Below are 14,819 nucleotides of genomic sequence, written 5' to 3' on the forward strand. Positions count from 1 at the left end.
AGCGTTCACTCACACGGGAGCGGAAGATTTCCGGTCCGGTCAGCCGATCCGCTGCCAGGTCCCGCAGCGCTCGGAGGCGAACGCGACGTCGGAGGCCCGGATCGTCACGGTGGCATCCCCGGCGCCGATCCCGTTGGTGATGATCTCGTCGAAGTCACCGGAGAGCCCGGACCGCCGCTCCCAGTAGCAGTCCTCGGGGCTGCTGGCGCGGTAGGTGCCCGGGGCCACCTCCGCGCCGACGAGGCGGACCCCGCTGCCCGGGAAGCCGCCGTCCTCCGCCTGCTTCTCCAGTACCGCCACGGCGTCCTCGCGGGCGGCCAGCTCGCCCTCCCGGCTGTCCAGCTCGGCCGCCCGCGCGTCGAGCGCGGCCTGCCGGGCGCCGTTCTCCGCCTCCACCGCGGCCTGCGCGTCCGCGCGCGCGGTCGCGACGTCCTCCTCGGCCCGGGCGCGCACGTCGGCCACCTCGCGCTCGAGGTCGGTCACCTCGCCCTGCAGCCCCTCCACCTCGGCGTCGAGCGCGTCCACCCGGGCCTGGTCGTCGGCGGCGAGCACCCCGATCGCGACGCCGCCGCCCAACCCGACGGTCAGGACGCCGGCGACCAGCGCCGCCACGGGCCACCACCGGCGGCGCGGAGCGGGAGCCGCTCCGGCCTGGGCCGGCGGCGGGGCCCCGAGCGGCCGGGCGGGGGCCCCGGGCACCTCCCAGACGACCGTCGGGGTCCAGGCCGGCGGCCCCTGCTCGGCCACTCCCGGTCCGGTCCAGGCCGGCGGCACGGTCCCGCCGGCCGTGCCCGACCACGCCGGGGCGCCGTCCGCCGGCGGGACCGGGGGTGCCCATCCGGCCCCCGCCGTCCCCGTCCCGGCGTCGTCCCGTCCTGCGTCCACTGCCGCCCCCATCCGGTCCCCGGCTCCGACAGCCGGGCGAAGGCATCCTCATCGGTACCGGGACCCGCCGATCCCCGACACGCAGAACGGCCGGACCCCCGCGAGGGGATCCGGCCGTCCGGTGTGCGAGTGAGCGAGCTCAGCCCCGCTTCAGCTTCTCCGCGTTGCGCTCGAGGTCCTCGAGGCCACCGCACATGAAGAACGCCTGCTCGGGGACGTGGTCGTACTCGCCCTCGGCCAGCGCCTTGAACGCCTGCAGCGTCTCGGCCAGCGGCACGAAGGAACCCGGCTGACCGGTGAACGCCTCGGCGACGAACATGTTCTGCGAGAGGAACCGTTCGATGCGCCGGGCCCGGTTGACGGTGACCTTGTCCTCCTCGCCGAGCTCGTCGATGCCGAGGATGGCGATGATGTCCTGCAGCTCCTGGTAGCGCTGCAGGATCTGCTTCACCGTCTGGGCGATCGAGTAGTGCTCCTGGCCCACGTACTGCGGGTCGAGGATCCGGCTGGTGGAGTCCAGCGGGTCCACGGCCGGGTAGATGCCCTTCTCCGAGATCGGCCGGGAGAGCACGGTCGTCGCGTCGAGGTGGGCGAAGGTCGTGTGCGGCGCCGGGTCGGTGATGTCGTCGGCGGGGACGTAGATGGCCTGCATCGAGGTGATCGAGTGGCCGCGGGTCGAGGTGATCCGCTCCTGCAGCTCACCCATCTCGTCGGCCAGGGTCGGCTGGTAACCCACGGCGGAGGGCATGCGGCCCAGCAGCGTGGAGACCTCCGAGCCGGCCTGGGTGAACCGGAAGATGTTGTCGATGAAGAGCAGCACGTCCTGGTTCTGCTCGTCGCGGAAGTACTCCGCCATCGTCAGCGCCGAGAGCGCCACCCGCAGCCGGGTGCCCGGCGGCTCGTCCATCTGACCGAAGACCAGCGCCGTGGAGTTGATGACGCCGGACTCGGACATCTCGGTGATGAGGTCATTGCCCTCACGGGTGCGCTCGCCGACGCCGGCGAACACCGACACGCCACCGAACTCCTGGGCGACGCGGCGGATCATCTCCTGGATGAGCACCGTCTTGCCCACACCGGCACCGCCGAACAGGCCGATCTTCCCACCGGCCACGTAGGGCGTCAGCAGGTCGATGACCTTGATGCCGGTCTCCATCATCTCGGTGCGGCCCTCGAGCTGGTCGAACCGCGGCGCGTGCCGGTGGATCCCCCAGCGCAGGGCGTCCGCGCCGTAGCCCGGCTCGTCGAGGCACTCGCCGAGGGCGTTCCACACGTGGCCGGTCGTCACGTCACCGACGGGCACCGAGATCGGGCCGCCGGTGTCGCGCACCTCCGCGCCGCGGACCAGACCGTCGGTCGGCTGCATCGAGATGGTGCGGACCACGTTGTCGCCCAGGTGCTGGGCGACCTCGAGGGTCAGCGTCTTGCCCAGGTCGGCGAGGGTGACCTCCACCTTCAGGGCGTTGAACAGGTCGGGCATCGCGTCGCGCGGGAACTCGACGTCGACGACCGGCCCGGTGACCCGCACGACGCGGCCGGCGGCCTGCGTCTGCGAGATGGTCGGACGGTCCTCGGTGACGGTCATCTGTAGTGCTCTCCTGCCCTCGGGCTCGGTTGTTCCGCGTCTTCAGTGTCCCCGGCGCGCCGCGGCCGGGTCGTGATCAGTCGTCGGCGCCGGCCGACACGAGCGCGTCGGCACCGCCGACGATCTCGCTGATCTCCTGGGTGATCTCGGCCTGGCGGGCCTGGTTGGCCTGCCGGGAGAGGTTCTTGGCCAGCTCCTCGGCGTTGTCCGAGGCCGACTTCATCGCCCGCCGCCGGGACGCCGACTCCGAGGCCGCGGCCTCGAGCATCGCCGCGTAGATGCGGGTGGTGACGTACTTGGGCAGCAGCGCGTCGAGCAGCGCCTCGGCCGAGGGCTCGAACTCGTAGGAGGTCGGCACGCCGCTGTCGCCGGTGACGCCCTGCTCGCGCTCCTCCCGCTCGTAGTCGAACTCCTCGACCTCCTCGACCTCCAGCGGAGCCATCCGCTTGGCGACCGGGACCTGCGAGAGCAGCGAGCGGAACTCGGTGTAGACGATGTGCAGCTCGTCCACGCCGGCGATGCCGTCCTCACCGGGGCCGCCGTCCTCGTCGTCCTCACCGGCGGTGAAGGCGGCGATGAGCTCCTCCCCCACCCGCTGGGCGTCGGGGTAGGACGGCTGCTCGGAGAAGCCGGTGAAGGTGTCGGCCATCTCGCGGTGACGGAAGGAGTAGTAGGTCTCCCCCTTCCGGCCGACCACGTAGAGGACCGGCTCCTTGCCCTCCTGCCGCAGCAACGAGAGCAGTTCCTCCGTGCGACGCAGCACGTTCACGTTGTACGAGCCGGCGAACCCGCGGTCGGAGGTGATCACGAGGACTGCCGCGCGGCGCGGGTTCTGCCGCTCGGTCAGCAACGGGTGGTCCAGCGATGCCGAGGACGCCAGCGCCGACAGCACGCGGGTGATCTCCCGGGCGTAGGGCTTGGACGCCTCCACCCGGGCCTGGGCGCGCACGATGCGGGCACCGGCGATCAGCTCCTGCGCCGAGAAGATCTTCTTCGTCGACTGCGTGGAGCGGATGCGGCGCCGCAGCGCGCGGAGGTTGCCGGCCACGGTCAGGCGCTCCGCTTGACCTGGACGCGCTCCTGGCCGCGCTGGGACGCGTCCATGGCCTCGGCCTCGGGCTCGTTCAGCTGCAGGGTCTCGCCCTCGGCCGTCTGGAACTGGCCGTAGAACTCCTCGACGGCGGCCTCCAGGGTGCGCACGGCGTCGTCGCCGAGCGCCTTGGTCTGCCGGATCTCGTCGAAGACGCCGCTGTACTTCCGGGCGACGAAGTCCAGGAACTCGGCCTCGAAGCGGCGGACCTCCGACACCGGCACCCGGTCGAGCTTGCCGGTGGTGCCCAGCCAGATGGAGACGACCTCGCGCTCCACCGGGTAGGGCTGGTACTGGCCCTGCTTGAGCAGCTCGACGAGGCGCTGCCCACGCTCCAGGGTCGCCCGGCTGGTGGCGTCCAGGTCGGAGGAGAACGAGGCGAACGCCTCGAGCTCGCGGTACTGGGCGAGGTCGAGCCGAAGGCGGCCGGCGACCGCCTTCATCGCCTTGATCTGCGCCGAGCCACCCACGCGGGACACCGAGATGCCCACGTTGATGGCGGGGCGGACGCCGGAGTTGAACAGACCGGTCTCGAGGAAGATCTGCCCGTCGGTGATCGAGATGACGTTTGTCGGGATGTAGGCCGACACGTCGTTGCCCTTGGTCTCGATGATCGGCAGCCCCGTCATCGAACCGGCGCCCATCTCGTCGGAGAGCTTCGCGCAACGCTCGAGCAGCCGGGAGTGCAAGTAGAAGACGTCACCGGGGTACGCCTCGCGGCCCGGCGGGCGGCGCAGCAGCAGGGAGACGGCGCGGTAGGCCTCGGCCTGCTTGGACAGGTCGTCGAACACGATCAGGACGTGCTTGCCCTCGTACATCCAGTGCTGGCCGATGGCCGAGCCGGTGTAGGGCGCGATGTACTTGAAGCCCGCGGCCTCCGACGCCGGGGCCGCGACGATGGTCGTGTACTCCATCGCGCCGGCCTCCTCCAGGGAGGACCGGATGGCCGCGATCGTCGAGCCCTTCTGGCCGACCGCCACGTAGATGCAGCGCACCTGCTGCGCCGGGTCGCCGGTCGCCCAGGCTTCCTTCTGGTTGATGATCGCGTCGAGCGCGATGGCCGTCTTGCCGGTCTGGCGGTCGCCGATGATCAGCTGACGCTGGCCGCGGCCGATCGGCGTCATGGCGTCGATGGCCTTGATGCCGGTCTGCAGCGGCTCGTGCACCGACTGCCGCTGCACCACGGTGGGCGCCTGCAGCTCCAGTGCGCGGCGGGCAGTGGTGGCGACGGGGCCGGCCCCGTCGATCGGGTTGCCCAGCGGGTCGACGACCCGGCCGAGGTAGCCGTCGCCGACGGGCACCGAGAGCACCTCGCCGGTGCGGCGGACCTGCTGGCCCTCCTCGATCCCGGCGTAGTCACCGAGGACGACGACACCGACCTCTCGGACGTCCAGGTTCAGGGCCAGGCCGCGGACGCCGCTCTCGAACTCGAGCAGCTCGTTGGTCATGACCGAGGGCAGGCCCTCGACCCGGGCGATGCCGTCGCCGGCCTCGGTGACGATCCCGACCTCTTCCCGGGAGACGTCCGGGGAGTACTCGGTGACGAAGTTCTGGATGGCACTGCGGATCTCGTCTGCGGAGATCGTCAGCTCGGCCATGGGTCTGCGTCCTCTTCCCTGATGGGGTGGTGTCTGTCTGCTGGACTGGGGCTCGGTGCGCGGTCCGCCGGCCTCAGCCGGCGAGCCGGCGGCCGGCGGCCTCGAGACGGTGGGCGATGCTGCCGTCGATCAGCTCGTCACCGACGCGGATGAGCAGGCCGCCGAGGATCTCCGGGTCCACGGTGACCTGCAGCTCGATCGCCCGTCCGTAGAGGCGTCCGAGCACGTCGGTGAGCCGGCGCTGCTGCACGGCGGTGAGCGGAACGGCACTAGTGACGCGCGCGACCGACCGGCCCCGCCGGCTGGCCGCCACCTCCGAGAGCCGCTCGATGACCACCTCGGCGGTGCTGACCTGCCCGCTGGTGAGGTGGTTGCGCAGCAGGAGCGCGGTGATCGGGCTGACCCGCCCGGACAGCAGCCGGTCGAGCAGCGCGGCCTTGCCGGCCGCCGGGACCAACCGGTCGCCGAGGATCTGCGACAGCTGCAGGTCCCCGGCCACGATCCGGCCGAACCGGAACAGCTCGTCCTCGACCCCGTCCAGCTCCCCCTGCACCGCAGCCGCAGCCAGGGCGGCGTCGGTGGCGAGGGACATCACGGCCTCCACCAGGTCCCGCGGGCGCGACCAGCGCTGCCGTGCCACCGTCTCGACCAGGTCCAGGGCCGGCTCGGCGATCTTGCCGCCGAAGACCTGGCGGGCCAGGCCGGCCCGGTCGGCCGGCTTGACCGACGGGTCCGACAGCGCCCGGCGCAGCGTGACCTGCTCGTCGAGCACCCGCGCGACGGCGAACAGCTCGTCGGCGAGGGCGAGCAGCGCGGGGCCGGTCGCCCCCTGGGTCCGCTCGGCCAGGCGCTCGCGCGCCTGCGCGAGCGCCTCCCGGCTGGAGGCATCCATCAGCGGTTGCCCTCCGGGACGTACACCGAGCTGCCGGGGCGGCCGTCGGGCGAGCCGGCGGCCATGCCGTCGAGCTGGTCGAGGAACCGGTCGACCGTGCCGCTGCGCCGGGCCTCGTCCTCGAGGGACTCACCGACGATGCGGCCGGCGAGGTCGACGGCGAGCGCACCGATCTGCCCGCGCAGCTCGTTGATCACCTGCTGGCGCGAGGCCGCGAGCTGCTCCTCGCCGCGGGCGATGATCCGCGCGGACTCCTGCTGGGCCTGGACCCGCAGCTCCTCCAGGATCTGCTGACCCTCCGCGCGGGCCTGGTCCCGGATCTGTGCCGCCTCGGTGCGTGCCTCGGCGAGCTGGGCGCGGTACTGCTCCAGCGCTTCTCTGGCCTCGGCCTGCATCGCCTCGGCGCGCTCGATGCCGCCCTCGATGGCTTCCCGGCGAGCACGGAAGACCTGCTCGAAGCGCGGCGCGACGAACTTGAACATCACCAGCAGCACGATCGCGAAGGCGATCAGCCCGATGATGATCTCGCCGAGCGGCGGGATGAGCGGGTTGGCGCTCTCCGCAGCGAGAATGCTCATGCTCTCAGTGTCCCTGTCTGGAGTCGGTGCCTGTACTCAGGCGGACGAATCAGGTCCCGAAGACGAAGGGGACGACGAAGCCGATCAGCGCCAGCGCCTCGGAGAGGGCGAACCCGAGGAACGCGTAGGTGCGGGTCAGACCGGCGGACTCGGGCTGCCGGGCGGTCGCCTGGATGTAGGCGGCCCAGACGATGCCGACGCCGATGCCCGGGCCGATGGCGGCGAGACCGTAGCCGACCGAGCCGATGCTGCCGGTCAGTTCTGCCAGAACGTCCATTGCGGGGTGTTCCTCCTCTGTCGTCGCCCGGCGGTCGCCGGGCGGCTGGCGGGGTCGTGCAGGTGGAGCAGGTGGTGCAGATCAGGGGTGGTGCCGGGTGCCGACGGCCGTCAGTGCTCGGCCTCGATGGACCCGTTGAGGTAGGTCCCCATCAGGACGGTGAAGACATACGCCTGCAGGAAGATGACCAGCAGCTCGAAGAAGGTCATCACGATCGCCATCAGGGCCGAGATCGGGCCGAAGACCGCCGAGAAGTTGCCGACCGTGAACAGGTAGGTCGCGCCGAGCGCGAAGACCACCAGGAGCATGTGGCCGGCGAACATGTTCGCGAAGAGTCGGACGGCGAGGGTGAAGGGCCGGACGACGAAGTTCTGCAGGATCTCGATCGGCGTCACCAGGATGTACATCGGCTTCGGGACGCCGGGCAGGAAGAGGATGTCCTTGAAGTACTTGCCGGCACCCTGCTCTCGGATGCCGACCCAGATGTAGAGCACCCAGCAGATCGCCGCGAGGACGAGCGGGAAGGCGAACTTAGACATCGGCGAGATCTGGGCGAACGGGATGATCGCCATCAGGTTGTTCGCCAGGATGAAGAAGAACAGCGAGGCGAGGAACGGCGCGAACGGCAGCCCCTTGGGGCCGACCACGTCGCGGGCGACGCCGTCGCGGATCAGCGAGTAGCCGGTCTCCCCGAGGTACTGCAGCTTGCCCGGCACGATCTGCGGCTTGCGTACCGCGGCGACCAGGAAGGCGATCATCGCGAGGGTCGCGATCCACAGGATGATCGTGATCCGGGTGATCTCGAAGTCCACACCCAGGAGCGAGAAGGTGGCCACCGGCTCCGGGTAGAACTCGCTGAGCCCCGGGGCGACGAAGCCGCCGCCGGGGTCGCTCTCGACAGCGAGCACGCTGCCGCGCTCGAGGGCGCTGGAGGTCACCGTTGTCCCTTCTGCGTCCTGGGCCGGCTCCGTCGTCCGCCCGGGGTCGTGCGTGTTGGCCGCCGTCCCGCGGGGGGCGGGTCGGCGGCTCCGTACCGGGCCACCACCAGGTAGATGGCGACCGCCATGCCGAAGATGATGCCGACCGGGAAGAACACCCGCGTGTCCAGCCACTGGTCAAGCAGCCACCCGGCCCCGCCCCACACGGCCATCCCGGAAATCATCGTCCCGATGACCGCATAGCCCGTCTCGGCACCACTGCCCTGCCGTGCCGGACTCGCAGGTCGGGGCCGAGAGCCCCCGCGTGCGGGGTTGTCCTCGGCCATCGGTGCGGAGACTATCAGCCGCGTGTTCGGGGCCCGTCCGGGTCCATGCGTTCGGGGGAATCGGGGGCCTCCCGCGGGGGCGCGGGCGGCTGGACGTAGTAGAGCGGCCGGCTCCAGACCCAGCGCAGTTGCACCGCGCTCCACAGCAGCGCCCCGGCGACGACGGTCCAGGCCATCGTCAGCCGGTCGAGCCACCCGTCCTCGGGGAGCGCGTTCAGCACGGCGAAGAGCACCAGCGCCTTCACGAAGAACGCTCCCAGCGCCGCCGGCAGGGTGAAGGTGTCGTTGATCCGCCCGGCCCAGGCCACGACCACACCGGAGACGACGAAGAACGCGGTGACCACCACGGCGCCCACGAGCACGCCGACGGCGTCGGCCCAGCCGGCGACGAGCCCGGTGACCGGCGCGGCCACGGCAGTCACCGCCGCGGCGACCAGGGCACCGACCCGCAGGAAGGACAGGTCCCACGGGGCATCGGACGGTGCGGGCGAGGTGCTCACCGGACTCCTTGACTGGCGCCGGCGGCACGCGGCGCCGGCTCGGTGGTGAGGGGCCGGACGCGGCCGGCCGACGGCTCGGAGGTGTCCGGCGGGAGCGCCCGCGAGCCGCGCGCGCTGGGGTGATCGGCCCTGCTGCGCTCCCGCTGGGCGGCCTGCTCCGCCGCGCGCAGCTCCCGGGCATCTCGGCGGGCGTGGGGGCTGAGCACGACGACGACGCCGATGACGAGCAGCACTCCGATGGCGATCAGCAGCTCGGCCGTGCCCCCGGTGATGGACAGCGCCACCGCGCCGAAGGACAGCAGCGCCGCCCAGAAGTACATGACCAGCACCGCCCGGCGGTGCGAGTGCCCGATGGACAGCAGCCGGTGGTGCAGGTGCATCTTGTCCGGCGAGAACGGCGAGCGCCCGCGGCGGGTCCGCCGGATGACGGCCATCACCAGGTCGATGAACGGGATGAACAGGACCGCGACCGGGACGAGCAGCGGCAGGGCCAGCGGCAGCAGGCTGGCGGCCGAGTCGAAGGACTGGGGGTCCACCCGGCCCGTGGCGGTCACCGCGGCCGCGGAGAGCATGAGGCCGACCAGCATCGAGCCGGAGTCGCCCATGAAGATCCGCGCGGGGCTGAAGTTGTGCGGCAGGAAGCCCAGGCACGCCCCGGCCAGGACGGCGGTGATCAGCGCCGGGGCGCTGGCGATGTCGTCGTAGCCGACCAGGCCGAGGTTGTAGCTGTAGGCGAAGAAGGCGAGCGCGGCGACGGCCGAGACCCCGGCAGCGAGCCCGTCGAGCCCGTCGATGAAGTTGAGCGCGTTGACCGTGAGGACGGTCAACAGGATGGTCAGCGGCACTCCGATCGAGGGCCCGAGCGACAACGTGCCGATGTCGGCGACCGGCAGGAACACGAACGCCAGCTGGACGCCGAGCAGCACCATCACGCCCGCGGCGGCGATCTGCCCGGTCAGCTTGGTCAGCGCGTCCAGGCCGAACTTGTCGTCCAGGACGCCGAGGGCGCAGATGAGGCCGCCGGCGACGAGCACCGCCGCGGTCTGCGAGTCCTCGAAGGTGCGCTGCAGGGCCGGGAGCCGGGTCGCCACCAGCACCGCCGCGGCGACGCCCAGGTACATGGCCACGCCACCGCCCCGCGGGGTCGGGATGACGTGCACGTCGCGATCGCGCGGTGCCGCCATCATCCGCAGCCGGATCGCCGCCATCCGCACCACCGGGGTGGCCAGGAAGGTGACCAGCCCCGCGGTCAGCAGGACGACGATGTACTCACGCATGGCTCAGGCGGGGGCGGCCAGGAACGCGACCGAGGGGGCGCGCCCGGCATGGGGGCGCCCGGCGGGCGTGCTCATCGCGGCGGAACTCCTGGCGTGGGACGGCGAACGATCCTCCCACGGTATCGCCCCGGGCCCCGCCTGACCGGGAGCGCGCGACTACCGCGGCCGCGCCCTCGGCGTTCCCGAGCCTGCGAGGGGCCCCGGGAGGGGTCCCTGCTCAATCCGTGAGCTCGGGCACGACCTCGCGCAGCCGCTCGACCGGCAGCGCCCCGATCCGGAGCACGCGCGGGACGGGTCCGGTGCAGTCGACGATCGTGCTCGGCGCCGATGTCGCCCGCGGCCCGCCGTCGAGGACGACGGCCGCGTGCATGCCCAGCTGCGCGATCGCGGCGTCCGCGGTCGTGGCGGCCGGCCGGCCCGACCGGTTGGCGCTGGAGACGGCCAGCGGCCCGGTCCGGCGCAGCAGGTCGCGGGCGATGTCGTCATCCGGCAGCCGCACCGCGACCGTGCCCTCGGCGTCACCGAGGTCCCAGGCCAGCGAGGGCGCGTGCTCGAGCACGAGCGTGAGCCCGCCGGGCCAGAACGCCTCGGCCAGCCGGGTCGCCACCAGCGGCGTGGTCAGCACGAGACCGGCCAGCGTGGAGGCCTCCCCGACCAGCACGGGCACCGGCATCGTGCGGCCGCGGTTCTTGGCGGCCAGCAGCCCGGTGACGGCGGACGGCGTGAAGGCGTCCGCGGCGACGCCGTACACGGTGTCGGTGGGCAGCAGGACGAGGTCGCCGCGGGCGATGGCGGCGGCCGCGGCAGCCAGGCCGGCCGCGCGGGCCTCGGGGTCGGAGCAGTCGTAGACGTCGGCCACGGACGGCGAGTCTGTCATCCCGCGGCGCGCCGGGCCGTCGTGTACCTCGGCCGGCCGGCCAGGTCGGGGTGGTCGGCGACGTCGGTGAAGCCGCCGTGCGCGCGCACGAGCGCGGGCACGGCACTGCCCTGCTGGTCGGCGTGCTCGATGCCGAGCCACCCGCCGGGCCGGAGCAACCGGGCGGCGGTCACCAGCAGCCCGCGAACGACGTCGAGCCCGTCGGGGCCGCCCCACAGCGCCAGCGGCGGGTCGTGGTCGGCGACCTCCCGCGGCACGACGGCGCCGTCCGGGACGTACGGCGGGTTGGAGACGACGACGTCGACGGCGCCGTCCAGCTCGCGCAGCAGGTGCGGGTCGGTCATGTCGCCGGAGATCACCTCGACCGGGGTGTCCCCCGCCGCGGCGCGCACGGCGGCGTTGTGCCGGGTCCACTCGATCGCGCTGATGTCCCGCTCCACGGCTGTGACGCGGGCGGCGGGGTGCTCGTGTGCGACCGACAGCGCGATGGCCCCCGAACCGGCCCCCAGGTCGACGACGACGGGGGCGTCGGTGGCGGCCAGCCGGTCCAGCGCCCAGCCGGCCAGCTGCTCGGTCTCGGGGCGGGGCACGAACACGCCGGGCCCGACCGACAGCTCCAGATGGCGGAACGCCGCCCGGCCGGTGAGGTGCTGCAGCGGCACGCGGTCGGCGCGCTGCCCGACGAGGGCCGCGAAGCGGGTGGCCGCGTCGTCCGGCACCGCGGCGGCCGTGAGCAGCCCGGTGCGGGTCACGCCGAGGACGTGGGCGAGCAGCAGCTCGGCGTCCACCCGCGGGGACTCGACCCCGGCCTCGGCGAGCCGCCGCGCCGCCTCGGCGAGGAGCGTGCGGGGGCTCAGGAGCCGGCCGCCAGCAGCTCGGCGGTGTGCGCCCGGGTCAGCGCGTCGATCACCGGGTCCAGCTCGCCGTCGAGCACCTGATCGAGGTTGTGGGCCTTGAAGCCGACCCGGTGGTCACTGATCCGGTTCTCCGGGAAGTTGTAGGTGCGCACCCGCTCGCTGCGGTCCACCGTGCGGACCTGGCTGCGCCGCTGGTCGCTGGCCGCCGCGGCGGCCTCCTCGCGGGCGGCGGCCAGCAGCCGGGAACGCAGGATGCGCAGCGCGGACTCCCGGTTCTGCAGCTGGCTCTTCTCGTTCTGGCAGGACACCACGATGCCGGTGGGCAGGTGGGTGATCCGGACGGCGGAGTCGGTGGTGTTGACGCTCTGCCCGCCCGGCCCCGAGGAGCGGAAGACGTCGATGCGCAGATCGTTCGCGTCCACGGTGACGTCGACCTCCTCGGCCTCGGGCAGCACGAGGACGCCGGCCGCGGAGGTGTGGATGCGCCCCTGGCTCTCGGTGACCGGCACTCGCTGGACCCGGTGCACGCCGCCCTCGAACTTCAGCCGCGCCCAGATGCCCTCGTCGCCGCGGGCCTTCACCGCCACCGAGACGTCCTTGTAGCCGCCGAGGTCGGCCTCGACGGCGTCGATGACCTCCGCCGACCAGCCGCGCCGCTCGGCGTAGCGGAGGTACATGCGCAGCAGGTCGCCGGCGAACAACGCCGACTCCGCGCCCCCCTCCCCCGCCTTGATCTCGAGGATGACGTCCTTGTCGTCGTCCGGGTCCTTGGGCAGGAGCAGCTCGCGCAGCCGGTCCTCGAGCTCGGGGATGCGCTGCTCCAGCGCGGTGGCCTCGGCGGCGAAGGAGGCGTCCTCGGCGGCGAGCTCGCGGGCCGCGGCGAGGTCGTCGCGGGCGGACTCGAGCACCCGCACCGTCTCGACGACCGGGGCGAGCTGGGCGTAGCGCCGGCCCAGCCGCCGGGCGCGGGCGGCGTCGGCGTGGACCGCCGGGTCGGCGAGCTCGGCCTCCAGGGCGGCGTGCTCGGCCACCAGCCCGGTCAGCCGGTCCGGTGCGGCCGTCTCAGGGCTGCTCATCAGGGTCACTTCCAGGGAGCGCCGGTCCCGGGAGGAACCGGCGGAGGGTCGGGGACGGTTCTCGCGGGAGCCGTCCGGGGAGCGGGGGCGGACATGACGACGGCGCCCGCACCCACCGGGAGAGGTGGGTGCGGGCGCCGTCGGACGTGCTACTTGCCGGCGTTCGCGCCGCGCTTGCCGAAGCGCTTCTCGAAGCGGGCGACGCGGCCACCGGTGTCGAGGATCCGCTGCTTGCCGGTGTAGAAGGGGTGGCAGGCGGAGCAGGTCTCGACGGTCAGCTGGCCGCCGGGCGCCGTGCTGCGGGTGGTGAAGGTGTTCCCGCAGCCACAGGTCACCGTGGTGGTGTGGTACTCGGGGTGGATTCCGGGCTTCATATCGCCTCTTCTGAAGTCTGTGCCGTACTGGTCGGTCGAACGCCGGCGGCCGGCCGGTCATTCCGGCCGCACAGCGGGGCTCGGCCGACCAGTATCCCTCATCGGTGAGCCCCGCCGGCAGCGAGGGGCTGGAACGGCCCTCCTGCAGGGTCCCGACCCGAGCTGGGGGTACCGCCCGCTTGCGGGGGACAGCGAGGGTCGGGGGGGCAGGAGGGCCCTTGCTCAGTCGCTCCCGGGGCCCAGGGTCGTCTTCTGGATCTGCATGAGGAACTCGATGTTGTTCCGCGTCTTCTTGAGCTTGTCCAGCAGTAGCTCGAGAGCCTGCTGGGGCTCCAGCGCGGCGAGCACCCGGCGCAGCTTGATGACGATGGCCAACTCGTCGGGCGACAGGAGGATCTCCTCCTTGCGGGTGCCTGACGCGTTGACGTCGACGGCCGGGAAGACCCGCTTGTCCGCCAGCCGGCGGTCGAGCTTGATCTCCGCGTTCCCGGTGCCCTTGAACTCCTCGAAGATGACCGTGTCCATCGTGGACCCGGTCTCCACCAGCGCCGAGGCGATGATGGTCAGCGAGCCGCCGTTCTCGATGTTGCGGGCGGCGCCGAGGAAGCGCTTGGGCGGGTACAGCGCCGTCGAGTCGACACCACCGGAGAGGATGCGCCCGCTGGCGGGGGCGGCCAGGTTGTAGGCGCGGCCCAGCCGGGTGATCGAGTCCAGCAGGACGACGACGTCGTGGCCCATCTCGACCAGGCGCTTGGCCCGCTCGATGGACAGCTCGGCGACCGTGGTGTGGTCCGACGGCGGCCGGTCGAAGGTCGAGGCGATGACCTCGCCCTTCACCGAGCGCTGCATGTCGGTGACCTCCTCGGGCCGCTCGTCGACGAGGACGACCATGAGGTGGCACTCGGGGTTGTTCGTGGTGATCGCGTTCGCGATCGCCTGCAGCACCATCGTCTTGCCGGCCTTGGGCGGGCTGACGATCAGCGCGCGCTGCCCCTTGCCGATCGGCATGACCAGGTCGATGACCCGGGTGGTCAGCTGGTGCGGCTCGGTCTCCAGCCGCAGGCGCTCCTGCGGGTAGAGCGGGGTCAGCTTGGTGAACTCGGGGCGCTGCCGGGCCTGCTCGGGCTCTAGGCCGTTGACGGAGTCCAGCCGGACCAGCGCGTTGTACTTGTCCTTGCGCTCGCCCTCGCGCGGCTGCCGGACGGCGCCGGTGATCGCGTCACCGCGGCGCAGGCCGTAGCGGCGCACCTGCGACAGCGACACGTAGACGTCGTTGGGCCCGGTGAGGTAGCCCGACGTCCGGACGAACGCGTAGTTGTCGAGCACGTCGAGGATGCCGGCGACCGGCAGCAGGACGTCGTCCTCGCTGACGGTGGGCTCGGCCTGGTCGAAGCGGTCCCGGCCGTTGCCGCGGCGGTTGCGGTCGCGGTAGCGACGCCCGCGGCGGCCGCGGCCGCCCTCGAAGTCGTCGTCGTCCTCGTCGGTGCGGTTGTCGGTGCGGTTGTCGGTGCGGTTGTCCGGCCGGCCGCCCCGGTCGCCGCGCTCGTTGCGGTCGGGACCGCGGTTGCCGCGCTCGGCACGGTCGCCCCGCTCGGCACGGTCGCCCCGCTCAGCACGGTCGCCCCGCTCAGCACGGTCGCCCCGCTCAGCACGGTCGCCCCGCTCAGCACGGTCGCCCCGCTCAGCACG

Annotated in this window: 15 protein-coding genes; all 15 read right to left on the reverse strand. The window is 72.6% G+C overall.

Features of this window, described 5'->3' with window-relative positions; genetic code table 11:
• Nucleotides 1–39: 39 nt before the first annotated feature.
• The gene (locus BMZ50_RS18125; RefSeq protein ID WP_177212868.1) at nucleotides 40–747 is read right to left on the reverse strand and encodes an Rv1352/Rv1906c domain-containing protein; all 708 of its coding nucleotides are present in this window, start codon (nucleotides 745–747) and stop codon (nucleotides 40–42) included.
• 277 nt (nucleotides 748–1,024) lie between these two features.
• Nucleotides 1,025–2,470 carry a F0F1 ATP synthase subunit beta gene (gene atpD, locus BMZ50_RS18130; RefSeq protein WP_177212869.1) on the reverse strand — a complete coding sequence of 482 codons (1,446 nt, stop codon included), beginning with the start codon at nucleotides 2,468–2,470 and terminating at the stop codon, nucleotides 1,025–1,027.
• Between the two features lie 76 nt (nucleotides 2,471–2,546).
• A complete protein-coding gene (locus tag BMZ50_RS18135) occupies nucleotides 2,547–3,518 on the reverse strand; it encodes a F0F1 ATP synthase subunit gamma (RefSeq protein WP_091327627.1) in 972 nt (323 codons plus the stop codon).
• A 2-nt stretch (nucleotides 3,519–3,520) separates the two neighbouring features.
• A complete protein-coding gene (gene atpA, locus BMZ50_RS18140; RefSeq protein WP_091327630.1) occupies nucleotides 3,521–5,158 on the reverse strand; it encodes a F0F1 ATP synthase subunit alpha in 1,638 nt (545 codons plus the stop codon).
• 73 nt (nucleotides 5,159–5,231) lie between these two features.
• Nucleotides 5,232–6,050: a F0F1 ATP synthase subunit delta gene (locus tag BMZ50_RS18145; protein ID WP_091327633.1), complete on the reverse strand. Its 819-nt coding sequence runs from the start codon at nucleotides 6,048–6,050 to the stop codon at nucleotides 5,232–5,234.
• Complete coding sequence (locus BMZ50_RS18150) at nucleotides 6,050–6,628, reverse strand: F0F1 ATP synthase subunit B (protein WP_091327637.1); 579 nt, start codon at nucleotides 6,626–6,628, stop codon at nucleotides 6,050–6,052. Before BMZ50_RS18150 ends, BMZ50_RS18145 begins: the two co-directional genes overlap by 1 nt.
• 49 nt (nucleotides 6,629–6,677) lie before the next feature.
• Nucleotides 6,678–6,905, reverse strand: a complete 228-nt coding sequence (gene atpE, locus BMZ50_RS18155) for an ATP synthase F0 subunit C (protein ID WP_014742489.1) — start codon at nucleotides 6,903–6,905, stop codon at nucleotides 6,678–6,680.
• A gap of 110 nt (nucleotides 6,906–7,015) precedes the next feature.
• Entirely contained in the window at nucleotides 7,016–7,843 is an 828-nt protein-coding gene (atpB, locus tag BMZ50_RS18160; RefSeq protein WP_091327640.1) for a F0F1 ATP synthase subunit A, read from the reverse strand.
• A 340-nt stretch (nucleotides 7,844–8,183) separates the two neighbouring features.
• Nucleotides 8,184–8,669 carry a Cg1360 family ATP-synthase-associated protein gene (locus BMZ50_RS18170; RefSeq protein WP_091327647.1) on the reverse strand — a complete coding sequence of 162 codons (486 nt, stop codon included), beginning with the start codon at nucleotides 8,667–8,669 and terminating at the stop codon, nucleotides 8,184–8,186.
• Nucleotides 8,666–9,946 carry a glycosyltransferase family 4 protein gene (locus BMZ50_RS18175; protein WP_091327650.1) on the reverse strand — a complete coding sequence of 427 codons (1,281 nt, stop codon included), beginning with the start codon at nucleotides 9,944–9,946 and terminating at the stop codon, nucleotides 8,666–8,668. The genes BMZ50_RS18170 and BMZ50_RS18175 overlap by 4 nt, the downstream gene beginning before the upstream one ends.
• Before the next feature lie 217 nt (nucleotides 9,947–10,163).
• Nucleotides 10,164–10,805 carry an L-threonylcarbamoyladenylate synthase gene (locus BMZ50_RS18180; RefSeq protein ID WP_218146329.1) on the reverse strand — a complete coding sequence of 214 codons (642 nt, stop codon included), beginning with the start codon at nucleotides 10,803–10,805 and terminating at the stop codon, nucleotides 10,164–10,166.
• A 14-nt stretch (nucleotides 10,806–10,819) separates the two neighbouring features.
• Complete coding sequence (gene prmC, locus BMZ50_RS18185; RefSeq protein WP_091327656.1) at nucleotides 10,820–11,680, reverse strand: peptide chain release factor N(5)-glutamine methyltransferase; 861 nt, start codon at nucleotides 11,678–11,680, stop codon at nucleotides 10,820–10,822.
• Nucleotides 11,677–12,756: a peptide chain release factor 1 gene (prfA, locus tag BMZ50_RS18190; protein WP_091327659.1), complete on the reverse strand. Its 1,080-nt coding sequence runs from the start codon at nucleotides 12,754–12,756 to the stop codon at nucleotides 11,677–11,679. Before prfA ends, prmC begins: the two co-directional genes overlap by 4 nt.
• Nucleotides 12,757–12,905: 149 nt before the next feature.
• Nucleotides 12,906–13,130, reverse strand: coding sequence for a 50S ribosomal protein L31 (gene rpmE / locus BMZ50_RS18195; protein WP_091327662.1), 225 nt, complete (start codon nucleotides 13,128–13,130; stop codon nucleotides 12,906–12,908).
• Between the two features lie 222 nt (nucleotides 13,131–13,352).
• Nucleotides 13,353–14,819 (reverse strand): transcription termination factor Rho (gene rho / locus BMZ50_RS18200; RefSeq protein ID WP_091327665.1); only part of this gene is annotated, 1,467 nt, incomplete at its 5' end.

Source organism: Geodermatophilus ruber, from assembly GCF_900114385.1.
Taxonomy (GTDB): domain Bacteria; phylum Actinomycetota; class Actinomycetes; order Mycobacteriales; family Geodermatophilaceae; genus Geodermatophilus; species Geodermatophilus ruber.